The sequence below is a fragment of the Halorubrum sp. BV1 genome (assembly GCF_000746205.1).
In the GTDB taxonomy this organism is placed as follows: domain Archaea; phylum Halobacteriota; class Halobacteria; order Halobacteriales; family Haloferacaceae; genus Halorubrum.
On the sequence record NZ_JQKV01000002.1, the window covers coordinates 659,227 to 683,295 of the forward strand.

The following is a 24,069-nucleotide window of genomic DNA, read 5'->3' on the forward strand; positions in this document are numbered from 1 at the left end:
TGTGGTGTGGGACGGTCGTAGGGCGGTCGCGGAGCGGTCGCAGGGCGGTCGCGGAGCGGTCGCAGGGCGGTCGCGGAGCGGTCGCAGGGCGGTCGCGAGGCGAGGTGGGACTCAACGGAGTCGCCTCGCGGCTGGGGCGTTGGCAGCGTGCTTCGCGTCAGCGGCTGGTCGGTACTCGACGGAGGAACAACCGACCGGTGTGACCCGGTACTTCCGGCTGCATCGGCGCTCACCAGATATCGAGCTGCGTCCGGCGCGCAGTCAGGGAAGCTAAACCGCTCGCCGACCTACGTAATTTACATATGCAGTTCTGTGACGACTGCGGCTCGATGATGGTCTCGGTCGATGGCGAGATGGTGTGTCAAAACGACGATTGCGGTGCGACCACCGAACGCGACGAGGAACTCGCCGCGCAGTTCGAATCCACCGCCGAACAGACCGGCGACGAGGTGATCGAGACGGAAGAGGGCGCGAACTTCGAGGGGAAGCCCACCGCGACCGACGTCGTCTGCGAGGAGTGCGGCCACGGCGAAGCGTGGTACACGATCAAACAGACGGGCGCGGCCGACGAACCGCCGACGCGATTCTTTAAATGCAAGGAGTGCGGGCGGCGCTGGCGCGGCTACAACTGACCGCGACGGGGAGTGGTCACGGGGTGGAGGCTTCGTCCACCCGCCCGATCACCTCACCGGCGACTGGCAGGTCCACGTCCGGCAGTTCCCCGCGCTCGATAGTGTGGATCCTATGGGGCGGATCCATCGTCGCGCCGCTGGCGCACCTGCGTACGGGGGCGCTCGCCTCCCCGCGGCAGACGGCTGGCGGCGGAGCGGCTCGGACCCCCGACGCGCGCGACGTGGTCGCCCCGCCTGATCGGTGGTTTACTCCTTGATCGAGCGGCCCGATGCCTTGACACACACAAACACACACCATGGCTTTGCAGTCTATCGATTTATTCGAGTTAGTCCGGATTACCGTCGTAAATCCGATCGAAACGCGGCCTAATCCCGGTACAGCGTTTCGGCGGTTCATATGGCTCGGCGCGGGAGGGGAGCCACGATGAACACCGAACGCATCGCACTGGTCGCGGTCACGCTGGCACTCGTCGTCGGCGGTCTCGCGACGCTTTTCGCACCGACCGTTGTCTCCGGACCGGGCAGCGCTCCCGCCCAAGCGGCGACCACCACCGCCGTCGCCGACGGCGGACTCGGGTCGCTGTTCGGAATCGTGCTCTGGGGCGTGACGCTCCTCTTCGGGGCGACCGCGCTCGTCTGGTTCGTGCTCACGGGGATCGTGGGCGCGGGCTACGAGCCCCCGCCGAACGAGTACGGCCTCGACGAGATACAGGTTCGTATCATGACCGTCGACGCCGCCGAGGTCGTTCAGGACACCGTCGATTCCCTGCCCGATGGGCTCGACGACGTCCACGTGATCGCGGAGTCGGACATTGACGTGACCGGGGCAACGGTCCACGCCGTCCCGGAGGAATTCACCTGTCGCGCGGTCCGCAAGGGTCGCGCGCAGGAGTGGGCCCGGCAGGCGCTGGACTGTCAGACGGAGTTCATCCTCTATCTCGACGAAGACAGCATCGTCGAGTCGTTCGACGGGCTGCCGGACGCGGACGTCGTTCAACTCCGCGAGAAGCCCCGACTCACGGGGTCCAACCTCAGCTATCTGGCCGACATGTACCGGATGGGCGTTCAGATCGAACAGCGTGCGTTCGCGCGTCTCTCGATCCCGCTGTTCGCGTGGGGCGGCGGCATCGCTGTCCGCACCGAGGTGGAAGACGCGACGACGTGGGACCGCGAAACGTTGGTCGAGGACACCGCGTTCGTCTGGGCAGCCTTCCGGGAACTCGACGTGACGTTCGCGCTGTCGGACGCGGTCTGCCGGAACGAGGCTCCTCCCTCGCTGTACGAGATCATTCAGCAGCGCCGCCGCTGGGCGGCCGGAAACCTTCAGGCGTCGGCGATGCTGCCGCTCCGGTACGAGCTGTTGACGAGGGTGCGCAACTACGCGTGGGCGCTCTCGCCGATCGTCACCCTGCTCGTCGTCCCGCTGTCGCTGTTGAGTGTGACGATCGCGTACAGCGGGCTGTTCTTCGCGGCGTCGATGGGGCTGGCGCTGTGTACGATCGGCTGGTTCCTCTTGGGCGTCGGCTACTACGGCGACAAGCACCACCAGTGGGCGATCGCGGTCCCGCTGGCCCCGCTGATCACCGTTATCCACTCTATGGGGACGGTCGCCGGAATCGTCAGCCCGCCGGAGACATTCCGAGTCACAACGAAAGTTGGAAGTGACTGAACCGGAGGAGGAACGGCTCTATCGGCGTCGAGCCACCCTCCACGTCGAGTCACGGAGGACGTCCGGAGAGCCCGGCCCGTCCGTCGAGCATCCCACCAGCCGACCGAAAACCGTCTATCGCCCATCGCGCAGCCGCGGTTCAAAAAACCCCGCTACGGCCTCGCCGACCTCCCCGGCGCGCCCCACAAAGAAGTGGTCGGACTCGAACGCGACCGTCTCTATCCCCAGTTCCTCCGCGCGCTCGACGACGGGCTTCCAGTCGGCCGTCGAGTCTCGGGTCGCATAACAGATTCGCGCGGGCACGCCGAGCCGGTCGACCTCCGCGAGCGCGCTCACGGCGTCGACGTCGGGATTCAGCCGCGCGGTCGGTGCGAGCGCGCAGACGCCGGCCAGTCCGGGGCGCGAGGCGGCCGCAACGAGCGCGACAGTTCCACCGAACGAGAACCCGAACAGCCCGACGGGGTCGTAGCGCTCGACCGCCCACGCGACCGCCTCGTCCGCGTCCGTGCTCTCGCCGTACCCCTCGTCCCAGTCGCCGTAATCGAACCGGAGGCAGTCGATCCCCCGATCGGTCAGGGCGTCGCTCACGGCGACCAGTCGCTCGCCGCCGCGGTGACCGCGCTGCTGCGGGTGCGGCGGACACGCGACGACGATGCGGTCCGACCGGCTCCCGTCGCTCGCAGCGGTATCGAGGCTGGCGCGCACGTCACGGCCGCCGGGGATGAGAACGGTGTCGGTCACGGATGTGCTGGGACGGCCTCCGCTCTCAGGGGACCTGCGTCACGCGATCGACGCCGTCCAGTGCGGCCAGCTCGTCCGTGAGCGCCGCCTGGTCGACGCCCGCCTCGTAGTAGAACACGAGGTCGAAGGTGCCGTCGCGGAGCAGCTGCTGGCACTCCCAGACGAACGCCTCGTCGTCGAGGGTGCGCCCCTGAAACTGGTTCGACGAGAAGTCGGTGTCGTCGTTTCCGGCCTCGATGTACGTCTCGCCCTTCTCAGCGTGCTCGGCGATGACGTCGTTGGCCGCGACCGTCAGCTCGTGCATCTCCAAGTCCTCCTCGCCGCCGAGGTCCGTGTGGACGATACAGCCGACGAGTTCGATATCGCCGGGTTCGAGCAGGGCCTTCGTCCGCGCGTAGAGGTCGGCGTCGACGGTCTCACTCATACCTACTCGTTCGCCTCCATTTATAAACGAATGACGGTTCGCGCGGCGGGCGATTCGAACTCCGCGCGGAGGTGCGGCACCTCGTCTCAAGGCGGACCAGCAGCCATCCGACGTGAACACCACTCGCTCGCGTGTGTTACCGAAATCCGTGGCGCGACCGCGACTCGGAGCCGTCCGCCGGCCGCGGTCCGCGGTGGAAATGCTGAAACAGACCGCCGTCGATGTGTACCCGTGAACCGCATCCAGCTGGGAAACACGGTCTTCGAGGGCGCGAACAACGTCTATCTGCTCGACGGGTCGACGACCGCGCTCGTCGACACGGGGGTCGCGCTTCCCGACGTTCGCGACGAGTTGCGGTCGGGACTCGCCGATCACGGGGTCGCGTTCGGCGACGTCGACGAGGTGGTGGTGACCCACTGGCACCCCGATCACGCCGGGCTGGCGGGCGAGATCCAAGACGAGAGCGGGGCCGACGTGTTCGTCCACGCGGCCGACGCACCACTCGTCGACGGGAGCGTGCCGCACCTGATGGCGGACGCCGACCTGCAACGAGAGACGTTCGAGGCGTGGGGGCTGCCGGACGACGCCCGCGAGGAGCTGACGAGCTTCTTCGCGTCTGTCAGTGCGGACATCTCGGGACCGCCCGCCGACGTGACGACACTGGCGGACGGTGACGAACTCAGGGTCGGAGGCGTGACGCTCGAAGCCGTCCACCTCCCGGGTCACACGGCAGGGCTCGCGGGGTTCGCGTTCGACCTGTCAGAGACAAACGAGACGGAGGCAAACGAGACGGATCCGATCGAAACGGCGTCGATCGAAACCCGGCACGAGGGGCTGTTCTCTGGGGACGCCGTCCTCCCGACGTACACGCCGAACGTCGGCGGGGCGGACGTCCGGGTGGACGAACCGCTGGCCGCGTACGTCCGGAGCCTCGTCCGGGTGATCGAGCGCGACTTCGCGGTCGCGTATCCGGGCCACCGCGACCGGATCGACGAGCCCGCGATGCGCGCGGCGACCATCCTCGAACACCACCGAACGCGGACGCGGCGGGTGGTGGACGTCCTCGCAGACGTCGGCCCGGCGACGCCGTGGGAGGTGTCCGCGGAGCTGTTCGGCGCGCTGAGCGAGATCCACATCCTCCACGGACCGGGTGAGGCGTTCGCACACCTCGATCACCTCGCCGCCGCCGGCGTCACAGCGCGCGACGGACGCCGCTACCGGCTCGTCGACCCGGACGTCGACGTCGGCTCGCTGTTCCCGACGGCCGACATCGAACGGGGCCTCACCGGCACCGGTGACGAGTGATCGGCCGCGACCCACACAGCAGGCCGAGCCGGGGTATTGTGCGATATGTCCAAAACTATTATCACCTCGGAGAGCGTATCGTGTGATGATGAGTTCTACCGAATCCGTCCCCACGGAACCGATACAGCTGGATGACGCCGCCGACTTCGACGACCTCGTCGCCGAGCACGACACCGTCCTCGTCGACTTCTACGCCGACTGGTGTGGGCCGTGTCAGATGATGGAGCCCGCAGTGGAGGCGGTCGCTGCGGACACCGACGCGGCGGTCGTGAAGGTGGACGTGGACCAGCATCAGGCCCTCGCCGGGGAGTACGGGGTGCAGGGAATCCCGACGCTGCTCGTCTTCGCCGGCGGTGAGCTGGCGGAGCGGATGGTCGGCGCACAGACCGAGTCGGCGCTTCAGGACGCAGTCACAAAACACGTCGCCTGAATGTCGCACGCCCACACCGAGGTCGAGGGCATGACGCCGCGGGAGCTTCGCGCGGACGTCCCGGCGCTTTCCGAGGCGGCGTACTTCAACTTCGGCGCGCACGGACCCAGCCCGCGCTACGTCGTCGAGGCCGCCGCGTCGTTCGTCGAGGACCACGAGTTCGGCTCAGCGACGACCGACCCGTACGAGTACGCTTTCGGGACGTACGACACGGTCCGCGAGCGGATCGCGGCGTTCGTCGGAGCCGATCTCGACGAGATCGCGCTGACCGAGAGCACGACGGACGGAATCACGCGGATCGCCGGCGCGATCGACTGGGAACCGGGCGACGTGGTCGTCCGGACCGACCTCGAACACCCCGCGGGGATCCTCCCCTGGAAGCGGCTCGAACGCGAGGGCGTCGAGGTCCGCGTCGTCGAGACCGAGAACGGTCGGGTCGACCGCGAGGCGTACGCCGACGCGGTCGCCGACGCGCGGCTCGTCTGCTTCAGCGCGATCACATGGACCCACGGGACCCGACTCCCCGTGGCCGACCTCGTGGAAATCGCCGACGAGGCGGGCGCGTTCACCCTCGTCGACGCGGTGCAGTCCCCCGGACACGTCCCGATGGACGTGTCGGCGTGGGGAGCCGACGCCGTCGCCGCGGCGGGCCACAAGTGGGTCTTGGGACCGTGGGGGGCCGGATTCCTCTACGTCGACCGCGACGCCGCGGCCGACCTCGCGCCGCGCGCGGTTGGGTACCGCAGCGTCGACGATTCCGGCGCCGACGAGATATCGTACGCGGACGGAGCGCGGCGATTCGAGATCGGCACGGCGACGGCGGCCGCCCACGTCGGGCTGATCGAGGCGCTCGACGCGATCGACGCGGTCGGGCTCGACACGATCGAAGCGCGGATCGAAGCGCTCACCGACCGGCTGAAAGACGGCGTCCCGGACGACAGGCTCCTGAGTCCCCGCGAGTACGAGACCGGACTCGTCACGATCGACGTCGACGATCCCGAGGCGACCGTCGAGCGGCTCGCCGAGGAGGACATCGTGGTCCGGTCGCTCCCCCATCCGGACGCGATTCGGGCGTCGGTCCACGCCGTCTGTACGGAGTCGGAGGTCGACCGGCTCGTCGAGGCGCTCGACGCTGAGTGGTGAGCGATCGGACGCTGAGTGGTGAGCGATCGGACGCTGAGTGGTGAGCGATCGGACGCGGAGTGGTGCGCGATCGGACGCGTTTTAGCACCTGGTGTGCAATACAGGGCATGGGTTTTCACACGTTCGACGCGGATCAGGCAGAGCGGCTGGAGCGGCCCGGCGTTCGCTACCGCTGGGTGTCGGCCGAGGAGGTGATCGGGGGGATCGCTCCCGCGGCCGACGCCGCTGTCGCCGATCTGGGAAGTGGCACCGGGTTTTACACCGACGACGTCGCTCCGCACGTCGGGACCGTCTACGGCGTCGACGTGCAAGCCGAGATGCACGAGTTCTATCGCGAGAAGGGCGTCCCGGAGAACGTCGAGCTCGTCGCGAGCGACGTGAGCGACCTCCCGTTCGGCGACGGTGACCTCGACGGCGCGTTCTCGACGATGACCTTCCACGAGTTCGGGACGCCCGAGTCGATCGCCGAACTCGCTCGCGTGCTCGCGAGCGACGCGCGGCTCGCGATCTTCGACTGGTCGGCCGACGGCGACGGAGACGACGGGCCGCCGGTCGACGAGCGATACGACGCCGACGACGCGGTCGAAATGCTGGAGACGGCGGGGTTCGCGGTCGAGGACGCGGCGACGCGCACGGAGACGTTCGCCGTCGTCGCCCGCGCACCCTGATCGCCGCGGGACGGACGAATGGACCGCTTCGATGTCGACGCAACGCGTTTTTACTCGCGGCTCACCTCCCTCATCGTATGACAGCAACCGACGCCGACGCCGAGCCCCCGGATCGGGCTCGTCGGGCGTTCGCCGCACACGACGCGTTCGAGCGCGACGAGGACGCCTGGCGCGTCGCGACGACCGCGTTCGACGCCGCAGTCAGCGCCGAGCCGGGGACGGACGAGCAGATCCGATTCACCGTGCGCGTCACTGTGCCGACGCTCTCTGCCGTGACGGCCGACGCGGTCGCCGACGTGGTCGAGGAGGGATGGACGGAGACGTTCGAGCGCCGCGTCGTCGACGTCGGCGGCGTCACGCGCGGCGACGGCGAGTTCGATCCGCACGTCGCGGTCGACGACGGCGCGATCACCGTGACCTTCGCGTTGCGTGACGAGAACGCGGTACGCGCCGTCGACGACGCCAAGGCGCTCGTCGACTTCGTCGAGGGGACGTACGTTCAGGGTGTCATCCCCGGCTACGAGTACACGGAACCGGTCTCCGACCTGCTCTCTGCGGCCCGCAGACAGGGCAACGACGGGGCGGTATGACCGGGACGCAGGCCGACGCCGAGCGTCGGGCGCGGACGAGCCGCGCGCGGCTGCTGGCGACGCTTCGCGTTCAGTATCCCGACGCGCTCGCGGAGCGGGGGTACCGGCTGGTACATCCCGAGACCGGCGACCGCTACACGGGCGACCGCAGACACCTCGTCGCCACCTGTCGGTCGATCGCGAACTTCGCGGCCGGGGCGCTCGCCGGCGGTCCCGACTGGTGCGTTGAGGCCGCGGAACACGGGCTATCGTTTCTCAGGGAGGCACACGCGAGCGACGACGGCGGGTATCGGCTCGTGGTCGAGGCGGACGGCACGCCCGTCGATCGGACGCGGTCGGCGTACGGACACGCGTTCGTGCTGTTGGCGTACGCCCGTGCGACGGCCGCCGGCGTCGAGGGTGCTCGCGAGAGCCTCGCGGCGACCCACGCGCTTGTCGACGACCGGTTCCGCGACGAGGCGGGGCTGCTCCGGAGCGACTGCGACCCCGACTGGTCCGAACTGGAGCCGTACCGCGGGCAGAACGCGAACATGCACGCCTGTGAGGCGTACGTCGCGGCCTACGAGGCCACGGGCGAGGCGACGTACCTGGACCGCGCACGCCACATCGCCGAGTCCATCACGGTCGATCTGGCGGCCGCCACCGATGGACTGTTGTGGGAACACTACACGGCAGACTGGGAGCACGACTTCGAGTACAACGCGGACGAACCGCGCCACCAGTTCCGCCCGCCGGGATACCAGCCGGGCCATCACGTCGAGTGGGCGAAATTTCTCGCGCTGCTCGACCGGTACGACGCCGCAGTCCCGGAATCGCTCAGAGGAGACGGGGACGCCGACGGAACCGCCGCCGACGGCTGGTACGGGCGCGCGCTCGACCTGTTCGACGCCGCGGTCGAGAGCGGCTGGGCGGAGAACGGGTTCGTCTACACCCACCGGGCGGACGGCTCGCCGATCGTCGACGACCGGTACGGCTGGGCGCTCGCCGAGGGCATCGGCGCGGCCGCGGCGCTGACCGAGCGCGCGGTCGACCGCGGCGACGCGGAGACGGCCGCACGACTCCGCGACTGGCACCGCCGGTTGCTCGTGTGTACCGACCTGTTTCGCGGCCCGGCGGGCGTCTGGTACGAGAAGCGCCTGCCGCCGGAGGCCGACGGCGACCTCGTCGCACCGGAGCCGCCGGGCGTCGAGCCAGACTACCACCCCGCGAGCGCGGCCTTCGAGAGCTGGCGATCGGCGCGCGCGGAGACGGACGACGCGCCCTGACACCGCTCGAACCGCGGCCGGGAAAGGGTGCGTCCCGGGGTTACGCCGGTGGGGTGGACCGGCGCTCGTCGCGCACGGCCAGCACGCCGTGATAGAGGATCACGGAACAGACGAACAGCGCGGAGCCGACGAGGAGCACGAAGCTGATCCGGTCGAATATCGGCATCGAGAGCCACGTCGCCGCCTCGCCGAGCGCGACCGCGAGGCTGGCGAGGAGCAGCATGACGCCGAAGTAAATCGTCACGTCGTCCTCGTCCACGTAGGCGGTCGCGCCCGAGCCGATCCGGGCACCGAGCGCGCTGCCGAGCAGGAGCGCGGTGACGACGCCGAGGTCGATCACGCCCGCCCGACCGTACGTGAACGCGCCGACAGCGCCGGACATCAGCCCGCCGAACAGGCTGGTGCCGACGGCCGCGGCGAGCGAGGTGCCGACGACGTAGTAGATCGCCGGCATCCGGACGAAGCCGCCGCCCACGCCGAGGAATCCGGACACGAGACCGACGCCGCCGCCCACGCCGGAGATCGTCCACAGCGAGGCTCTGCTCCCGTCGGAAAGCGTCATCATCGGCGGGATCTCGTACGACTGGATCCGCTTTGCGATCGCGGGGACGTCGTCGCGCTCGGACCCGTCACTTTCGGTGGCGCGCTCGCGTCCGTCGCCAGCGCCGTCGTCTCCCGCGTCCTCGGCCATCGCGCTCCGGGTGAACAGAGCACCGATTGCGGCGAGCAGGACCACGTACGCGGTCCCGACGACGACCTCGGCGATCCCGAGAACCTCCAGTCCGAACACCAGTCGGCTGCCGAGTTCGATGCCGACGGTGATCCCGACGAACATCAGCCCGCCGAGCCGGTAGTCCACCTGTCCGGCGTCGTGGTGTTTCAGCGTCGCGATCACGGCGGTCCCGAAGACGAACGTCATCGAGCTGCCGATGGCGACCGGCGCGGGGTACCCGAGGATGAGGAGCGCAGGCGTGACGAGGAACGACCCGCCCATCCCGAAGAAGCCGAAGAACACGCCGACCATGAATCCGAAGACGACGAAGAGACCGAACAGACCGGGACTCAGCCCGAGCAGTCCGAACATCTATATCCGCCTGAGTCGGTCGAACAGCGTCGGTCCGAGCCTGTCTTCGAGGAAACCGTATCCGGCGTACAAGAGCGCGGCCTCGGCGAGGACGACGGCGATGACGGCGAGCGCCGCCACCGACGGCGACGCGCCGGGGAGCAGTTCGGTTCCCGTCATCGACTCCCCTCCGCCGCGGGCCTCGCGAAGACTGCGACGCCACACGGCTGTACCGGGTCTGATTCGGTCATACACCCGACCGTAGCGGACGCGCGGTGATAATGGTTTTGGGATTGTCGCACAATACTATATCCGCATACCGGACGGAGAGCCACCCATAACGTATGGCTATTATTTCGATCGGCGTCACGGGTGACACGTCACGTCGACCCGTCACGTCGACCTGTCCTCACGACTCGTACTCGGCCCAGATGTATCTCGTTCCGTAGCTCCGGTAGGGCCGCCACGCCTCGGCGATCTCGCGCATCGCCGTGCGGTCGAGGTCGTCGCCGTCGGCGTACACCTGTCCGATCCCCTTGCGCACCGCCAGATCGCCGAGCGGCAGCACGTCCTCGCGGCCGAGCGCGAAGATGAGGTACATCCGCGCGGTCCACTGGCCGATCCCTCGGATCGCGGTGAGCGCCTCGACGACCTCGTCGTCGGTCGCGTCCGCGAACCCCTCGCGCGTGAGGTCGCGGTCGTCGCCGCGGAACGCCCGCGCCGCGGACCGCAGGTACTCGACTTTGGTGCCGCTGAGCCCGGTCTCGCGGAGGCGCTCCTCGTCGGCCGCGAGCACGCGCTCCGGCGTCACCTCGCCGTCGAGTCGGTCGAGAAAGCGGTCGTGGATGGCCGTCGCCGAGGCGGTCGAGAGCTGCTGGTTCACGATCGACGTGCAGAGTCGGGCGAACTCGTCCGTCGCGGGCTCCACGGTCAGCGGGCCGTGCCGGTCGACGAGCGACGCCATGGTCGGGTCCGCGCGCAGCGTCTCCGCGATTCGGTCGTCCATCGATCCGCGATCGGGGCCGGACGCACCTGTACGTTTCCCGGCTCTTTACGTCGCGGGCGGCGTACCGCCGCGCATGCAACTCTCCGAGTACGCAGGGCGACTCGACGACCGGCTCGACACCGCGGCCTACGCCGACGTGGACGCCAGCGCGAACGGCCTGCAGGTCGGTCCGGACGACGCCGAGATCGAGCGCGTCGCGTTCGCGGTCGACGCCGCCGCGGCGACGATCGAGGCCGCGGCGGAGGCGGACGCGGACGCCTTGGTCGTCCATCACGGGATCTCGTGGGGCGGGATCGACCGCGTCACGGGCGCGACGTACGACCGGATCGCGGCGCTCGCAGAGCACGACATCGCGTTATACGTCTCACACCTCCCGCTCGACGGCCACGCGGACCTCGGCAACGCGGCCGGCGTCGCGGAGGCGATCGGGCTCGGCGACCGCGAGCCGTTCGGCACGCTCGGCCCGGTCACGATCGGGACGATCGGCGAGACCGCGACGCCGCGGTCGACGACGGCGCTCCGCGAGACGCTCGACGCGTTCGAAGGCCAACCGGACGACGCGGACGCGCCGACGCGGGTCGTCGACTTCGGCCCCGACGAGATCGAGCGGGTGGCGATCGTGACGGGGTCGGGTGCCGACTGGCTCGACGAGGCGGCGGAGCGCGGCGCGGACGCGCTCGTCACCGGCGAGGGGAAAGGGAAGGTGTATCACGAGGCGCGCGAGGCCGGGATCACGGTCTTCCTCGGCGGCCACTACGCCACCGAGACGTTCGGCGTGCGGTCGTTGCAGTCGCTCTCCGAGGAGTGGGGGCTGGAGACGGTGTACGTCTCGCACCCGACGGGGCTGTGAGCGGGGCGTGACCCGGGCGACGCAGCGCGGTCTCTAGGCCCGGATCCGAACGCAACCCTTACCGCTCGGCTCCGCGGACACCGGATATGCGCGATCACTTCGAGATCCGGGACCACGACGCAGCCGGGCGGATCGGCCGGCTGTCGGTCCCGCGAGCGGGCGTCACGGTCGAGACGCCCGCGCTCTTGCCCGTCGTCAACCCCAACGTGCTCACGATCGAGCCGCGGCGGCTCCGCGAGGAGTTCGGCGCAGAGATGCTGATCACGAACTCCTACATCATCCGGAGCACGGACCGGATCCGCGACCGGGTCCTAGAGGAAGGGTTACACGACTTTCTGGGGTTCGATGGCGCTATCATGACCGACTCCGGGTCGTTCCAGCTCGCCGAGTACGGCGACATCGACGTGACCACCGCGGAGATCCTCGACTTCCAGCGCCGTATCGGCAGCGACGTGGCGACTCCCGTCGACGTGCCCACGCCGCCGGACGTCGACCGCGAGCGCGCGGAACGAGAGCTAGAGACCACGAAACAGGCGCTTGCGGACGCGGAGGACGCGGACACCGGCGAGATGCTGGTGAACGCGCCCGTGCAGGGGTCGACGTTCCCGGACCTGCGGGAGGCCGCTGGCAGACACGCGGCCGCGACCGATCTCGACGTGTTTCCGGTCGGCGCGATGGTACCCTTGCTGAACGCCTACCGGTACGCCGACGTGGTCGAGCAGGTCCGGGCGGCGAAACGCGGGCTCGCACCCGACGCGCCGGTGCACCTGTTCGGCGCGGGCCACCCGATGATGTTCGCGCTCGCGGTCGCGGCCGGGTGCGACCTGTTCGACTCGGCCGCCTACGCGCTGATGGCCCGCGACGGGCGGTACCTCACGGTCTCAGGGACCGAACACCTAGGCGAGATGACGTACTTCCCGTGCTCGTGTCCGGTCTGTGCGGACCACACGCCCGAGGACGTCCGCGAGCGCGGCGACGGCGAGACGGAGCGGCTGCTCGCCGAGCACAACCTCCACGTCACGTTCGAGGAGATCCGCCGCGTGAAAGCCGCGATCCGGTCGGGGACGCTCCTCGATCTGGTCGACCGCCGCGCCCGCGGCCACCCCGCGATGCTCGACGGGTACCGCGCGCTGCTCGACCACGCCGAGGAACTGGAGCGGACGGATCCGGTCTCGAAGGACGCGTTCTTTTACACTTCCCACGAGGCGGCGCGACGCCCCGAGGTCAGCCGCCACCACGATCGGCTCTCGCGGCTCGCGGTCCCGGACCGGCTGCTCCTCACAGAGTCGAACGCGCCCTCCTCGCACGACTACGACGCGGTCTGGCGCGTAAAACCGCCGTTCGGCCCGTTCCCGCGGGCGCTCTCGGAGACGTACCCGCTCACCGCGGAGGTCCCGGACCGCGTCGACGACGCGGCGCAGGTCGCGGCCGCGGCGGGCGTCGCGAGCCTCGCCGACGCCAACCCGGAGACGGCGATCACGCTCGGACACGACGACTGGTGTGCCGCGGCGCTCGAACGCGTTCCCGACGGCGTCGACACCGAGGACCTCCGAACGCTCGGACGGTAGTCCGACAGGTGGGCGGGGCCATCGCCCCGTCAGTCGTCGTCAACGCCGCCCATGCGCTCGCTGTAGTCCCACGTGTGGAGTCGCTTGGGATCGATCCGGATCCGGACCTCTTCGCGCTCGGGGAGGAGGAGCCGGTCGCCGACCGGATTGTCAACCCCGCCGAGGTACCGGACGAGGAGGGCGGAGAGCAGGTCCTTCCCCTCGTCGGGATCGACCGTCGCGCGCCCGCGTCCTCTGACGCCCTTGTACGGCGGATCGTTCGTCGACACCTCGAACGAGACGTGGTCGTCGTACGCGAGGAAGTCGACGAGGTCGGCGTTCGCGCTCGTCGCGCAGTGGACCGCGCCGTCCCAGCGAAACCACAGCGAGACGATCCACGGGGCGTCATTCGGGGTTCGACAGCCGATCCGAACCGGTACCCGTGCGTCGGTCAGGAACTCGTCGACACGTTCCCGATCCCACGGGCCGGTGATCTCCATGCGAACGGATCGGCCGCGAGCGGCCTAACGGTTCCGGCGGCCTCTCGGCCCGTCGTCTCCGTGCCAGTCCCGGGGCGGACGCCGCGTCGCAGGTCGCGTCTCAGGCCGCGGGCACGCCGAGCGTCACGGTCGTCCCGCTCTCGCCGTCCGCCGCGTCCTCGGACCGCGTCGTCTCGATCGCGAGCCAGCCGCCGAGCGCGTCGGCTGTCGCGCGCACGATCCAGAGGCCGAGCCCGCTGGCGTGTTCGAGCTGGGTCTCTGGGTCGCGACCGGTGATGACGCGGCTCTCTGCCTCGTGGATCCCCGGTCCGTCGTCGGCGACCCGGATCTCGACGTCGTCTCCCCGATCGCGGGCAGACAGCGCCACCGTGTCGGCCCCGTGTTCGACCGCGTTCGTCGCGAGCTCCTCGACTGCCGTCGCGAGCCGGTCGTCGGCGAGCGCCACCGCGTCGTCGCCGTCGACCTCGACGGACGCCGCCCCGGCCTCGCGGGCCGCCGTCGCGGCGTCGGCCAAGACCGGATCGACCGCCACCGGCTCGCGCGCGTCCGGGCGGCGCTCGAAGGCGGCCTGCAGCCGCTTCGCGTCCTCCGCGAGCCCGCCGATTGTCGCCGCGCTCTCCGCGACCTTCTCCGCGGACTCGCGGAGGTCGGGGTCGTCGGCGCGCTCCGCGATGATCGAGGCGTGTCCGCCGAGCACGGTGGTCTCGTTGCGGAGGTTGTGTCTGATCACGCGGTTCAACACGGCGAGCTTGCGCTGCTCTTTCGCGAGCTGCTGGGCGCGGACCCGGCGGGCGTCGTAGACGCCGATGATGACGTGCGCGACCGCACCGATCGCGAGCACCTTCGCGACCGTGAACGTCGGCGCGATCATCGGCGAGCCGAGCGCCGCCTGATACCGGAGGACGCCGGCCATGATACCGCCGAGAACGACGATCCCGAACAGGCTCCAGACGGCGATCCGAACGGCGTTTCGCGTCGTGAAGGTGCTCCGGTACAACAGCGCGCCGACGAGTATCAACGCGAGCGACAGCACCGTCCCCAGCACGGACAAGGCGATCCCGATCGGCGGCTCGCCGCCGGTCGCGAGCGGAGTGACGTTCGGTATCAGGAGCGCGAACCCGGCGAGCGAGACGAACAGGGCGGCGGCGACTCTCGCCGGGCCGCCCGTCGGCGTCTCGGCGACCTGATCGGGGGCGGTCACCCCGAGCGCCTCCAGTAGCTCTCGCAGTCGATCCGCGCCCGCCTCCCGCGTGTCGAACCGGTTCCTCATCGGTCACGGCGAAGTCGGTGGGAGGGATAACGTTTGCTCCGCCGGTGTCGGACACGAGGCCGAGCCGGAACGCAGGGGATGAAACCGGACCGGAACGCGGAGGATGAAACCGGACTGGAACGCGAGCGGAGAGATCGGACCGGAACACAAGAGAGTTGACCGTCCCCGCGCGAGGAGGCGTATGACCGAGTACTTCGAGGTCCACGAACGCGACGGCGCGGCCCGGCTCGGGGAGCTTCGTCTCGCCGAGCCGGTGACGACGCCCGCGCTCGCGGACCCGTTCCTCACGGACGCGGGGAGCCTCTGGGCCGCCGACCGCGAGGTGCCCGACGGCGACGACGACGCGCTCACCCTCTTGCCGCACCGAGCGTTCCCGGCGGGCACCCGCGGGGAGGTGCGCGAGTCGTTCGCGGTCGAGCACCCGGACGTCGACTTCCCGGCTGCGGCCGTCGTCGACAGCGAGAGCGCCCGTGATATCGGCGTCGACGCGTACCTGCTCGCGGACGCGAGCGGTTTCGTCGGCCACGGCGAAGCGTTCAGAGACGCCATCGTGCGGGCGAAATCGGCGCTGCCGGCCGACACCGCTCTCGGCCTCTCCGGCGTCGCGACCCCGCGAAACGTTGCGCTCCTCGCGTACGCCGGCGTCGACCTCGTGGACGCGTCGCTCGCGCGGACGAAGGGCACGCAGGGGATGTACCTCACGAGTGACGCCGAACACTTCCTCGAAGACCTCGACGAACTGCCCTGCGCCTGTCCGGCCTGCGCGCAGTCCCGCGAGTCGTTCACCCGCGCGGACTGTGCCGATCACAACGAAACCGCCCTGCGGGCCGAGCTTCGGCGCGTCCGCGAGCGGATCCGGTCGGGTCGCCTGCGCGATTACATCGAGGGACAGACGCGCCACGAGCAGTGGCTCACGGCGGCGTTCCGCGAGTTCGACGACCAGTGGTCGTACCTCGAAGAACGGACGCCGCTGATGCGCGACGCGGAGGTGACGGCCGCGAGCGCGGAGACGCTCGACCGCGTCGAGATCCAGCGGTTCGCCGACCGCGTGACGAGCCGGTACCGGAACCGCTTTTCGGACCAGCCGCTCGTGTTAGTGCCCTGTTCGGCGACCAAGCCGTATAGCGACTCGCAGAGTCACCGCCAGTTCCACGACGCGATACAGTGGCGCGGCCACACCGTCTCGATGACCTCGCCGATCGGCGTGGTGCCCCAAGAGTTGGAGACGACGTACCCGGCGCAACACTACGACGCGGTCGTCACCGGCGACTGGTCGGAAGACGAGATCGCGTTCGTCGCGGAAGTTCTCCGCCGCTATCTCACGCGCAACGACTACTCACGGGTGATCGCGCACGTCCCCGACGGCGGCTACCGCGAGATCTGCGAGCGCGTCGAGCGCGACCCCGCGACCGACGTCTCCTTCGAGTACACCTGCGTCGGCCACCCGACGGGAGACGAGTCGCTCGGGGAGTTGAACGCCGCCCTTCAGGGCGAGCCCGCCTACAGCAAGCGCGAGCGCGAGCACAACACCGTTCGGGCGATAGCCGATTACCTCCTCGGCGACGGCGCGGGCGACGAGCTGTTCGGCGGCGACGCGAGCGGGACCGGAGACGCGCACGGCGGAGACGGCGCGGCCGACATCCGCACCACCGGCCGCTACCCGAAACTTCAGGTGTGGGGCGACGACCCCGACGCCGGCCGCGAGGGCGAGCCGGGTGAGCAGCTCGCGACGATGGTGCCCCAGTACGGTACCCTCTCCTTTACGCTCGCCGGCGCGCGCCGGTGGCTCGCGAGCGACGCGCCCACCAAGCGCGTCGAGATCGACGCCTTCGTCCCGCACGGCTCCGTGCTCGCGCCGGGCGTCGTCGACGCGGACGACGAGATACGCGTCGGCGACGAGGTCGTCATCGAGGGGCCGAAGGCGTTCGCGGTCGGCCGCGCCGAGATGTCCGGCCCGGAGATGGTCGACTCGACGCGCGGCGTCGCGAGCGAGGTCAGACACGTCGACGAGCGCTGACTCCGTAGCTCTCCTATTCGTCGAGGACGGCGGCGAGCGCGTCCATCGCCTCGTCGACGCGCTCCGTCCGGGCGTTGTGTCCCATGTGACCGATGCGCAGGATGTCGTCGGCCAGATCGCCGAGCCCGGTTGCGACGGTCACGTCGTGGTCCTCGCGGAGCGCGCGCTGAAGCGCCGGGGCGCGTCCGGGGACGTGAAACGCCGTCACCGTGGGCGAACTACGCTCCGGGTCGGGATACGGGTCGAGCCCCAGTACAGCGCCGCGCTCGCGGCAGCGGGCCGCGGCCGCCTCGTGGCGCGCGTTCGCCTCGTCGAGCCCCTCCTCCAGCAGCAGCGAGAGCGCCTCGTCGAGCGCGACGACGTTCGTGGTGAGGTGGGTGTACGGGAACCCCTCTGACGTGTCGCGCCACGGGAGGAAGTTGGTGTACAGCGAGTCGGAGTCGCGCGCTTCCATCGCGGCCCACGCGCGATCGCTGATCGCGGCGGTGGCGAGTCCCGGCGGCGCGCTGAAACACTTCTGGGAGGCCCCGAGACAGACATCGATCCGCTCCGTGGGGACGGGCGTGCCGCCGAGCGAGGAGACAGCGTCGACGACGGTGAGAATCTCTCCGTCGGCCGCTTCCAAGCGGTCGAGCACGGGGGCGAGGTCGTTGAGCGTCCCCGTCGGCGTCTCGCAGTGGACCATCGTCGCGAGGTCGAACGCGCGGTCGCGGTCGGCGAGGACGGCGTCGAGGTCGTCGAGGGGAAGCGGCTCGTCGTACGCCGCCGAGACGAGCGTCGCCTCGCCGCCGTACGACTCGACGAAGTCGGCGAAGCCGTCGCCGTAGAGCCCGTTCGAGAGACACACCACCTCGGTACCGGGCTCGACGAGCGAGGCTATCGCGGCCTCCAAGCCGAGGATCCCCTCGCCGCCGAGGACGGCGACGTCGCGGGCGGGGGTGGAACCGTCCGCGACGCCGTACACCCGACTCAGCCGGTCGACGAGGTCGGCGTAGATCGCGTCGAACTCCGGGTCGACGTCGGGGTTGATCAGCTCGCGGCTCATCGCGTCGCGGACGGGCTCGGGGACCGCGGTCGGTCCCGGCGTCATGAGCATATCCGTTCACGCGCGCCGAACGACATAAGCGCGCCGCGACGACCGTATGTCTCGAGATATCGATGCACACGAGAGAGTGACACTCGCGTGCGGCGATACGTTCATGTGTTTTCGTTGCTTCAATACGGACACGATGATGCTTCCGACACATATGCTCGGCGGGATGCTGCTCGCCGCGCCGCTGGTCCGCGTGGCCCCGGAGTTCGCGACCATCGGGTTTATCGCGGGCTTTCTCGGCGGACTCTTCCCGGACCTCGACATGTACGTCGGCCACCGGAAGACGCTCCATTACCCCGTCTACTACACTGCCGCCTCCGGGGTCGCCGTCGTCGCCGCACTCGTGTCTCCCTCCGCGCTCACCGTGACGCTCGCGCTGTTCGCACTCGGCGCTGCGGTCCACAGCCTCGCCGACATGTACGGCGGAGGACTGGAACTCCGTCCGTGGGAAGGGAACTCCGACCGCGCGGTGTACGACCACTACCGGAGGCAGTGGGTCGCGCCGCGCCGCGGCGTCAGGTACGACGGCGCGGTCGAGGACCTCGCGCTCTCCGTCGGACTGTCGCTGCCCCTGCTCGCCCTCCTCGACGGGCCGCTCCGCGTAGTCGTGGCCGCGACGCTGGCCGTCGCCGTCGTGTACACCGCGCTCCGCCGCCACCTCGCCGAACTGGCCGCGTACGCGATCTCGTTCGTGCCCGCGGCGGCGACGCCGTACCTCCCCGACCGGTACCAAAACGACGGCCCGCCGCGATAGCCGCGCGCCCCACGTCTATCGAGAGGGCTACTCTCCCATCTATCGACGCTCGGCGCGGAACGCCTCCACCGCCTCCCGTGTCGGGAGCGCCGTCATTCCACCGCGGCCCTGTACCGAGAGCGCGGCGGTCGCGTTCGCGAACCCGAGCGCCGCGTCGAGGTCGGTGACGCCCGCGGCGAGTCGAGCGATCAGCCCCGACGTGAACGCGTCGCCCGCTCCCGTCACGTCGACGGCGTCGACGGTGAAACCGTCGTGTCGGGCCGTCACGTCGCCCCACGGTGCCTCGGGCGACCCGACGGCGAGCGCGCCGGCCGCACCGAGCGTGACGACGACCGTGTGCGGTCCGAACTCCAGCAGGTCACGCCCCAGCGCAGCGCCTTGGCGAGAGGAGAGCCCCGCCGCCTCGACGTCCTCGTCGCTCGCGAACGCCACGTCGCTGTCGGCGAGGATCGACCGGACCGCGTCGCGGACCGCCTCACCGTCCCCGTCGGCCACGAGGTCCGGGCGGTAGTTGACGTCGAACGAAACGGTGCAGTCGCGGTCGCTGGCGGCCGCGGCCAGCGCTCGCATCGCGGCGCGGCCGTCTGGGTGCGTCAGGGCGACGCCGCCGAGGTGGACCCACGAGCAGTCGTCCAGCGCGGCGGTCGGTATCGCGTCCGGATCGAATCCGAATGTCACGTCACGGGAGCCGTAAAACCGGAATCGTCGGTCGTCGACGCCCGGTGGAGAGACCACCGCGAGCGTCGTGTTACCCGCGACGCGCTCGACGTGCGCGGCGTCGATCCCCTCGTCGCCGAGCGTCTCGTCGAGAAAGTCGCCGAATGGGTCGGCTCCGATCCGAGTCCAGAACGCCGGGTCGGCACCGAGCCGCGAGAGTCCGACGGCGACGTTGGCGGGCGCACCGCCGGGGCGGTGATTGAAGCCGTCGACATCGCGGAGCGTCTCGCCCGAATCGGGGAGCAGGTCGACGAGCGTCTCGCCGGCGACGAGAATGTCGGCCATTGGCTACAGGAGGACGGTGGGACGGTATCAAGGTGCGGTTCCGCGTCGCTGGATGTCGCGGGTGTCACCCGCGGAACGGTCCGCGTCGCAGGGGCGGCGACGCAAGCGATCCTACTCCGAGCCGTCGTCGTCGGCTTCGTCCGCCGCCTCGTTCGTCTCGCCGACCTCCTCGGCTTCCGATTCGCCGACCTCCTCGGCTTCCGATTCGCCGACCTCCTCGGCGACAGCCTCGAACGCCGCGAGGATCACGCGCTTGCAGGCCTGTCCTTCCGTGGTCCAGTGCTGAGCGTAATCCAGCATATCGTCGTAGATGTCGGGTTTGCAGCCGGCCGCCTGCGGGTGGCCCCCGCCGTTCACCTTCCCCGCGACCTCGTGGGCGTGCTCGAAATCCTCGGAGCCGCGGATCGACGCGGAGCCGGCCGGCTTGACGATCACGGCCGCGTCCGCGCCCTCCTCCCGAAGCGTCTCCGCGACCTCGTTTTGCGAGCACCGGCCGTACGTCACGGCGACGGTCCAGTCGCCGACCTCGTGGGTGACCGCGCGGGCGACGGCGGCGTCGATCCGCGCCTCCTTCTCGACGCGCCGCTCGGTGACGAACGCCTGCACCGTTTCGGGGAGGTCGGCCCCGTACGCTCCCACGACCGTCGCGTACTCCTCGCCGCCGGCCCAGTACGAGTAGTCGGCCAGGTCGTCCGATCGCGGGTCCTCCTTGATCCAGAGGTCGTGGTCGCGGGTGACTGCCGCCAGCTCCGAGAAGCGCTCGTCGAACGCGTGGTCGAGCGAGCGCAGGGCCACGTCGGCGGTACACTCCTCGTCGGACTCGCCGACGACGAGGTCGACGCCGAGGTCGCGCACGGACTCGGCGGTGGCCGAGTCCCACTGGTGGTGGTCGAACCAGCGGATCGAGTCGGTCGTCTCCGCGAGCGCCTCCAGCGGCTCTGCGATCCACTCGTAGTCGTCCGGACAGAGGTCACAGACGAAGAGATCGATCCCGTCGTCGGCGTACGCGAGCACGCGCTCCAACGACGTGTCGATCGAGTAGGGACCCGCCGAAACGAGTCCGACCGGCGACTCGGCGTGGGCGTCGGCCGTCGGATCGTCGGCGTCGCTCTCGGGATCGTTGGCATCGCTCTCGTCGCCGCCTTCCCCGTCCGCGTCGTCTCCGGTGTCTTCCCCGTCACCGTCGTCGCCGTCCGCCAGTCGGGCCGCGATGGCGGCCTCGAAGTCGGTCACGTCGAGCGCGGCGTCGTACGCCTCCCGTATCATCGCCGCGCAGGCGAGCCCGTCGGCGTCGCCGTCGGCGATGACGACCGCCTCGCTGCCCTCGATCGCCTCTTCTGCCCGCCGCTCGGCACGCTCCTCGTCCAGCGAATCAGGGTAGAAGAACCCCTTGCCGGGCAGGCGCGTGTACCGGGACCGGGGCGTGTCCCCCTCGTCGATGAGATCGTCGTCCATACCGACGAGGCGAGCGGGAACGGGAAAACTCCGCCGCTCTCGGATCGGACGCGCTCGGGGTTCGGTCAGATCGCCGTCGCGTGGGGTTCTCAGATCGTCGTCCGTCGGGGGTCCTCGTCCGTGAGTTGGCGCACGGTGAGGACGGGAACCGGGCAGGTCCGGACGACGCGCTCCGCGACGGAGCCGATGAGAAAGCGGTTCTCGCCGTGTCGCCCGCGCGTCCCCATCGCGACGACGTCGGCGTCGACCTCGCGGGCGTAGCCGGCGATCTCCGCGGCGGGACGCCCCTCGCGCACGTCGACGGTAACGTCGAGTTCGGGGTCGCGGGCGGCGGCGGCGTCTTCAACCTCGGCGAGCGCCGACTCGCCGTGATCGTCGAGCGCGTCGCGGAGGTCCTCGCGGACCTCGTCGGGCGTGGACTCGACCTCGCCGCTGTCGACGACGTAGACGGCGTGGACCTCCCCTTCGAACCGCGCGGCGATGTCGACCGCGACGTCGACGGCTCGCCGGACGCTGTCGGAGCCGTCCGTCGCGACCACGATCGTGTCGAACATAGCCGAGCGTTCGCCGCAGCGACACCTAAAACCCGGCGGTCGGACGCCGTCTCAGGCCAGGAAGACGTGTCGCGGCCGGTCGGCGAGGACCTCGCGGCCCCACTCGACCGTCTCGCGGAACTCGTCGGAGCCGAAGAACGCCATCGCGTCCTCCTTCGCCTCCCACTGGCTGGCGATGAACATGTCGTTTTCGTCCTCGACGTTCGACAGCAGGTCGGTCTCGACGTGACCGTCCATCTCGGCGAGGATCTCGCCGACGTCGTCGAAGGTGTCGCCGAACTCCTCGCGGTAGTCGGGCTTGACGGTGTAGAACATCCCCATCGTGCCGAAGTCGGACTCCTCGCCGGCGCGGGCGACGATCCCGGGAAGCTCCGAGAGGAAGCCGGCGGCGGTCTCCGCCGCGGAGGCCGTATCCCAGATGGAGACGACGGCGGCGCGGTCGGTCGCGCGGCCCTCGTAGACGGCCGTCTTCACATGCGTGCCGTAGTGGTCGAAGTTGCCGCGGAGCCCCTCGACCTCGTCGAACAGCTCGTCCACGTCGGCCTCGCTGTACAGCACCGTCGCGTACACGTCCTCGCCGTGCGGCTTCCCGGCGTAGATGTCGAGGTCGGCGAGTTCGCCGCGGATCTCCTCGTCCGAGACACCGTCGTCCGCGTCCTGTTCGCCGCCGTGGTGCGCTCCGCTCTCCTCGCCGTGCGGGTGGTCACCGTGCGCTGAGCCGCCCCCGCTCTCCTCGCCGTGCGGGTGGTCGCCGTGCGCTGAGCCGCCCCCGGCACCGGAGTGGTCGTGGCCCTCGCCGCGACCGCCGTCGTCGCCGTGGTGGCCCCCGCCGCGGCCCCCCTCACCGCGGTGGCCGTGCGCGCCGCCGTCCTCACCGTCGCCCGTCGGCACCGTCTCGCCGGCGAGGAACGCGCCGAGGTCGGCGGGCGGGAACCGCCGCCCGATGTAAAAGTCGCCGAACTCGCCGTATCGAGAGGAGGCGGGATCGAAGCGCATCTCGTAGACGATATCTTTGATGTCCGTGGGATCAGAGCCGAACAGCGTGACCCCCCACTCGTGGCTGTCGAAGCCGACGGAGGAGGCGATCACCTGCTTGATTTTGCCGGCGTACTCGCGGCCGACGTCGCCGTGGTCGGCCATGAGATCGGCGCGGTCTGAAAAGGAGAGGTCATACCAGTTGTACTCCTCGCCGCGGCGCTTGCTCATCGGATAGAAACAGACGTACTCGTCGTCGGGGATCTCCGGGGTGAGTTTCCCCTCGATGTAGCGACGAAGTCCTTCGTCGACGGCGTCGGGGTCCTCGAAGTACTCGTCAGAGACGTAGCCTGAAACCTCGGTGACGGAGACGTACGAGGTCGTCCGCTCGGTGAACCGCGCGAGCGCCGTGTCCTCAAACCGACGCTCGATAGCCGAGAGATCGTCGAGGGTCGGCCGGAAGTGAACGAAAAGCAGGTCGGCTTTGTGTCCGAGCACGGAGAACAGTCCGGAGTCGCCCTCGTCGGCGTCCGAGACCTGCTCGCGGTGGTTCAGGAAGGATATCCCCTCCTCTATCGCCCGGCGTCGCTCGCGTTCGGGGGCGTCACGCCACGCGTCCCAGTCGATCGACCGGAAGTCGTGCAGCGCGAACCAGCCCTCCTCGGTCTGTGGTGCCTCGACCATACGTCGTCTTGGGACGCCGCGACTTAGGGGTTTGTGAGTCGTCTCGGCTGACGGAAACGCGGGCCGAACGAGCGCGCGACGGGCACACGCGACGCGCCGCGGTCGTGACGGTGGCGGCGCGTCGTCGCCGCCGCCGGCGTCCCGTGTCGTCCGCGCTCCCGAAGGTTGATACCGGGCACCCGCAACTACCCGGACGATGCCCAGTGACGACCCGTCCGTCCCGATCGTGTGCACCGAGTGCGAGACGGAGACCCGCGTCCCGCTGTCCGACGTCGAAGGGGCACTCACCAGACACAACGACGGAAAACACGACGGAGAAGACGTGGCCGAGGTCGATCCGGCCCTGAAAGACCAGCTCGCCGACCTCGTCGCCGACGACCTCGGGTTGTTCGACGAGACGGCGTAGTCGTACGCTCACCGAGTGGACCGATC

At 69.8% G+C, this 24,069-nt stretch carries 25 protein-coding genes; 13 read left to right on the forward strand and 12 right to left on the reverse strand.

Annotation, left to right across the window (positions count from 1 at the left end):
* The first annotated feature begins 302 nt into the window (after positions 1-302).
* Together EP28_RS07885 and EP28_RS07890 are read left to right on the forward strand one after the other, a co-directional pair.
* The gene (locus EP28_RS07885; protein WP_049983444.1) at positions 303-632 is read left to right on the forward strand and encodes a transcription factor S; all 330 of its coding nucleotides are present in this window, start codon (positions 303-305) and stop codon (positions 630-632) included.
* A 424-nt stretch (positions 633-1,056) separates the two neighbouring features.
* Entirely contained in the window at positions 1,057-2,301 is a 1,245-nt protein-coding gene (locus EP28_RS07890) for a glycosyltransferase family 2 protein (RefSeq protein WP_049983445.1), read from the forward strand.
* Positions 2,302-2,415: 114 nt separating this feature from the next.
* Here EP28_RS07890 and EP28_RS07895 read toward each other — a convergent pair whose 3' ends face one another.
* Complete coding sequence (locus tag EP28_RS07895) at positions 2,416-3,042, reverse strand: CocE/NonD family hydrolase (RefSeq protein WP_049983447.1); 627 nt, start codon at positions 3,040-3,042, stop codon at positions 2,416-2,418.
* 25 nt (positions 3,043-3,067) lie between these two features.
* Positions 3,068-3,466: a DUF5778 family protein gene (locus EP28_RS07900; RefSeq protein ID WP_049983448.1), complete on the reverse strand. Its 399-nt coding sequence runs from the start codon at positions 3,464-3,466 to the stop codon at positions 3,068-3,070.
* Between the two features lie 231 nt (positions 3,467-3,697).
* On the opposite strand from EP28_RS07900, the gene EP28_RS07905 reads away from it, so the two are divergent.
* From EP28_RS07905 to EP28_RS07930, 6 genes are all read left to right on the forward strand, one after another.
* Entirely contained in the window at positions 3,698-4,771 is a 1,074-nt protein-coding gene (locus EP28_RS07905; RefSeq protein ID WP_049983449.1) for an MBL fold metallo-hydrolase, read from the forward strand.
* Between the two features lie 88 nt (positions 4,772-4,859).
* Positions 4,860-5,201 (forward strand): thioredoxin, encoded by a 342-nt coding sequence (trxA, locus tag EP28_RS07910; protein WP_049983641.1) that lies wholly within the window; start codon positions 4,860-4,862, stop codon positions 5,199-5,201.
* A 30-nt stretch (positions 5,202-5,231) separates the two neighbouring features.
* Positions 5,232-6,344 carry an aminotransferase class V-fold PLP-dependent enzyme gene (locus EP28_RS07915; RefSeq protein WP_155118443.1) on the forward strand — a complete coding sequence of 371 codons (1,113 nt, stop codon included), beginning with the start codon at positions 5,232-5,234 and terminating at the stop codon, positions 6,342-6,344.
* 107 nt (positions 6,345-6,451) lie between these two features.
* Positions 6,452-7,012, forward strand: a complete 561-nt coding sequence (locus EP28_RS07920) for a class I SAM-dependent methyltransferase (RefSeq protein WP_049983451.1) — start codon at positions 6,452-6,454, stop codon at positions 7,010-7,012.
* Positions 7,013-7,089: 77 nt separating this feature from the next.
* Positions 7,090-7,602: a DUF5813 family protein gene (locus tag EP28_RS07925; RefSeq protein WP_049983453.1), complete on the forward strand. Its 513-nt coding sequence runs from the start codon at positions 7,090-7,092 to the stop codon at positions 7,600-7,602.
* Positions 7,599-8,867, forward strand: coding sequence for an AGE family epimerase/isomerase (locus tag EP28_RS07930; RefSeq protein WP_049983454.1), 1,269 nt, complete (start codon positions 7,599-7,601; stop codon positions 8,865-8,867). The genes EP28_RS07925 and EP28_RS07930 overlap by 4 nt, the downstream gene beginning before the upstream one ends.
* Positions 8,868-8,907: 40 nt before the next feature.
* On the opposite strand, the gene EP28_RS07935 is transcribed toward EP28_RS07930, so the two are convergent.
* The 3 genes from EP28_RS07935 to EP28_RS07940 form a co-directional block, all read right to left on the reverse strand.
* Positions 8,908-9,951: a sulfite exporter TauE/SafE family protein gene (locus tag EP28_RS07935; RefSeq protein WP_049983455.1), complete on the reverse strand. Its 1,044-nt coding sequence runs from the start codon at positions 9,949-9,951 to the stop codon at positions 8,908-8,910.
* The gene (locus EP28_RS14395; protein ID WP_196219620.1) at positions 9,952-10,110 is read right to left on the reverse strand and encodes a DUF7512 family protein; all 159 of its coding nucleotides are present in this window, start codon (positions 10,108-10,110) and stop codon (positions 9,952-9,954) included.
* Between the two features lie 229 nt (positions 10,111-10,339).
* Positions 10,340-10,936, reverse strand: coding sequence for a DNA-3-methyladenine glycosylase family protein (locus tag EP28_RS07940; protein WP_049983456.1), 597 nt, complete (start codon positions 10,934-10,936; stop codon positions 10,340-10,342).
* A gap of 73 nt (positions 10,937-11,009) precedes the next feature.
* On the opposite strand from EP28_RS07940, the gene EP28_RS07945 reads away from it, so the two are divergent.
* Together EP28_RS07945 and tgtA are read left to right on the forward strand one after the other, a co-directional pair.
* A complete protein-coding gene (locus EP28_RS07945) occupies positions 11,010-11,786 on the forward strand; it encodes a Nif3-like dinuclear metal center hexameric protein (RefSeq protein ID WP_049983457.1) in 777 nt (258 codons plus the stop codon).
* 86 nt (positions 11,787-11,872) lie between these two features.
* Positions 11,873-13,354 carry a tRNA guanosine(15) transglycosylase TgtA gene (tgtA, locus tag EP28_RS07950; protein ID WP_049983458.1) on the forward strand — a complete coding sequence of 494 codons (1,482 nt, stop codon included), beginning with the start codon at positions 11,873-11,875 and terminating at the stop codon, positions 13,352-13,354.
* Positions 13,355-13,383: 29 nt separating this feature from the next.
* On the opposite strand, the gene EP28_RS07955 is transcribed toward tgtA, so the two are convergent.
* Positions 13,384-13,833: a pyridoxamine 5'-phosphate oxidase family protein gene (locus EP28_RS07955; RefSeq protein WP_049983460.1), complete on the reverse strand. Its 450-nt coding sequence runs from the start codon at positions 13,831-13,833 to the stop codon at positions 13,384-13,386.
* Between the two features lie 100 nt (positions 13,834-13,933).
* Positions 13,934-15,103, reverse strand: a complete 1,170-nt coding sequence (locus tag EP28_RS07960) for a sensor histidine kinase (protein ID WP_049983462.1) — start codon at positions 15,101-15,103, stop codon at positions 13,934-13,936.
* Positions 15,104-15,284: 181 nt separating this feature from the next.
* Between EP28_RS07960 and arcS the strand changes: the two genes are divergently transcribed.
* A complete protein-coding gene (gene arcS / locus EP28_RS07965) occupies positions 15,285-17,120 on the forward strand; it encodes an archaeosine synthase subunit alpha (protein WP_049983464.1) in 1,836 nt (611 codons plus the stop codon).
* Positions 17,121-17,133: 13 nt separating this feature from the next.
* On the opposite strand, the gene EP28_RS07970 is transcribed toward arcS, so the two are convergent.
* On the reverse strand, positions 17,134-18,216 hold the full coding sequence (locus tag EP28_RS07970) for a pyridoxal-phosphate-dependent aminotransferase family protein (protein WP_049983465.1): 1,083 nt from the start codon (positions 18,214-18,216) through the stop codon (positions 17,134-17,136).
* A gap of 133 nt (positions 18,217-18,349) precedes the next feature.
* Between EP28_RS07970 and EP28_RS07975 the strand changes: the two genes are divergently transcribed.
* The gene (locus EP28_RS07975) at positions 18,350-18,967 is read left to right on the forward strand and encodes a metal-dependent hydrolase (protein WP_049983466.1); all 618 of its coding nucleotides are present in this window, start codon (positions 18,350-18,352) and stop codon (positions 18,965-18,967) included.
* A gap of 39 nt (positions 18,968-19,006) precedes the next feature.
* On the opposite strand, the gene EP28_RS07980 is transcribed toward EP28_RS07975, so the two are convergent.
* The 4 genes from EP28_RS07980 to EP28_RS07995 form a co-directional block, all read right to left on the reverse strand.
* Positions 19,007-19,969, reverse strand: a complete 963-nt coding sequence (locus EP28_RS07980) for a carbohydrate kinase family protein (protein ID WP_049983467.1) — start codon at positions 19,967-19,969, stop codon at positions 19,007-19,009.
* Positions 19,970-20,080: 111 nt separating this feature from the next.
* Positions 20,081-21,424 carry a DHH family phosphoesterase gene (locus tag EP28_RS07985; protein ID WP_049983468.1) on the reverse strand — a complete coding sequence of 448 codons (1,344 nt, stop codon included), beginning with the start codon at positions 21,422-21,424 and terminating at the stop codon, positions 20,081-20,083.
* 89 nt (positions 21,425-21,513) lie between these two features.
* A complete protein-coding gene (locus EP28_RS07990) occupies positions 21,514-21,978 on the reverse strand; it encodes a universal stress protein (RefSeq protein WP_049983469.1) in 465 nt (154 codons plus the stop codon).
* A 51-nt stretch (positions 21,979-22,029) separates the two neighbouring features.
* On the reverse strand, positions 22,030-23,637 hold the full coding sequence (locus tag EP28_RS07995; RefSeq protein ID WP_049983470.1) for a heme-binding protein: 1,608 nt from the start codon (positions 23,635-23,637) through the stop codon (positions 22,030-22,032).
* Between the two features lie 196 nt (positions 23,638-23,833).
* Between EP28_RS07995 and EP28_RS08000 the strand changes: the two genes are divergently transcribed.
* On the forward strand, positions 23,834-24,043 hold the full coding sequence (locus tag EP28_RS08000) for a DUF8149 family protein (RefSeq protein WP_049983471.1): 210 nt from the start codon (positions 23,834-23,836) through the stop codon (positions 24,041-24,043).
* Positions 24,044-24,069 lie beyond the last annotated feature (26 nt).

Excerpts from the sequence above, each read along its gene's own strand:
- EP28_RS07955 (WP_049983460.1), bottom strand. The coding sequence starts at position 13,833 with ATGGAGATCACCGGCCCGTGGGATCGGGAACGTGTCGACGAGTTCCTG.
- EP28_RS07925 (WP_049983453.1), top strand. The coding sequence starts at position 7,090 with ATGACAGCAACCGACGCCGACGCCGAGCCCCCGGATCGGGCTCGTCGG.
- trxA (WP_049983641.1), top strand. The coding sequence starts at position 4,860 with ATGAGTTCTACCGAATCCGTCCCCACGGAACCGATACAGCTGGATGAC.
- EP28_RS07920 (WP_049983451.1), top strand. The coding sequence starts at position 6,452 with ATGGGTTTTCACACGTTCGACGCGGATCAGGCAGAGCGGCTGGAGCGG.
- EP28_RS07975 (WP_049983466.1), top strand. The coding sequence starts at position 18,350 with ATGATGCTTCCGACACATATGCTCGGCGGGATGCTGCTCGCCGCGCCG.
- arcS (WP_049983464.1), top strand. The coding sequence starts at position 15,285 with ATGACCGAGTACTTCGAGGTCCACGAACGCGACGGCGCGGCCCGGCTC.
- EP28_RS08000 (WP_049983471.1), top strand. The coding sequence starts at position 23,834 with ATGCCCAGTGACGACCCGTCCGTCCCGATCGTGTGCACCGAGTGCGAG.
- EP28_RS07890 (WP_049983445.1), top strand. The coding sequence starts at position 1,057 with ATGAACACCGAACGCATCGCACTGGTCGCGGTCACGCTGGCACTCGTC.
- EP28_RS07985 (WP_049983468.1), bottom strand. The coding sequence starts at position 21,424 with ATGGACGACGATCTCATCGACGAGGGGGACACGCCCCGGTCCCGGTAC.
- EP28_RS07995 (WP_049983470.1), bottom strand. The coding sequence starts at position 23,637 with ATGGTCGAGGCACCACAGACCGAGGAGGGCTGGTTCGCGCTGCACGAC.
- tgtA (WP_049983458.1), top strand. The coding sequence starts at position 11,873 with ATGCGCGATCACTTCGAGATCCGGGACCACGACGCAGCCGGGCGGATC.
- EP28_RS07960 (WP_049983462.1), bottom strand. The coding sequence starts at position 15,103 with ATGAGGAACCGGTTCGACACGCGGGAGGCGGGCGCGGATCGACTGCGA.
- EP28_RS07935 (WP_049983455.1), bottom strand. The coding sequence starts at position 9,951 with ATGTTCGGACTGCTCGGGCTGAGTCCCGGTCTGTTCGGTCTCTTCGTC.
- EP28_RS07990 (WP_049983469.1), bottom strand. The coding sequence starts at position 21,978 with ATGTTCGACACGATCGTGGTCGCGACGGACGGCTCCGACAGCGTCCGG.
- EP28_RS07980 (WP_049983467.1), bottom strand. The coding sequence starts at position 19,969 with ATGGCCGACATTCTCGTCGCCGGCGAGACGCTCGTCGACCTGCTCCCC.
- EP28_RS14395 (WP_196219620.1), bottom strand. The coding sequence starts at position 10,110 with ATGACGGGAACCGAACTGCTCCCCGGCGCGTCGCCGTCGGTGGCGGCG.
- EP28_RS07940 (WP_049983456.1), bottom strand. The coding sequence starts at position 10,936 with ATGGACGACCGAATCGCGGAGACGCTGCGCGCGGACCCGACCATGGCG.
- EP28_RS07900 (WP_049983448.1), bottom strand. The coding sequence starts at position 3,466 with ATGAGTGAGACCGTCGACGCCGACCTCTACGCGCGGACGAAGGCCCTG.
- EP28_RS07945 (WP_049983457.1), top strand. The coding sequence starts at position 11,010 with ATGCAACTCTCCGAGTACGCAGGGCGACTCGACGACCGGCTCGACACC.
- EP28_RS07915 (WP_155118443.1), top strand. The coding sequence starts at position 5,232 with ATGACGCCGCGGGAGCTTCGCGCGGACGTCCCGGCGCTTTCCGAGGCG.
- EP28_RS07930 (WP_049983454.1), top strand. The coding sequence starts at position 7,599 with ATGACCGGGACGCAGGCCGACGCCGAGCGTCGGGCGCGGACGAGCCGC.
- EP28_RS07970 (WP_049983465.1), bottom strand. The coding sequence starts at position 18,216 with ATGCTCATGACGCCGGGACCGACCGCGGTCCCCGAGCCCGTCCGCGAC.
- EP28_RS07885 (WP_049983444.1), top strand. The coding sequence starts at position 303 with ATGCAGTTCTGTGACGACTGCGGCTCGATGATGGTCTCGGTCGATGGC.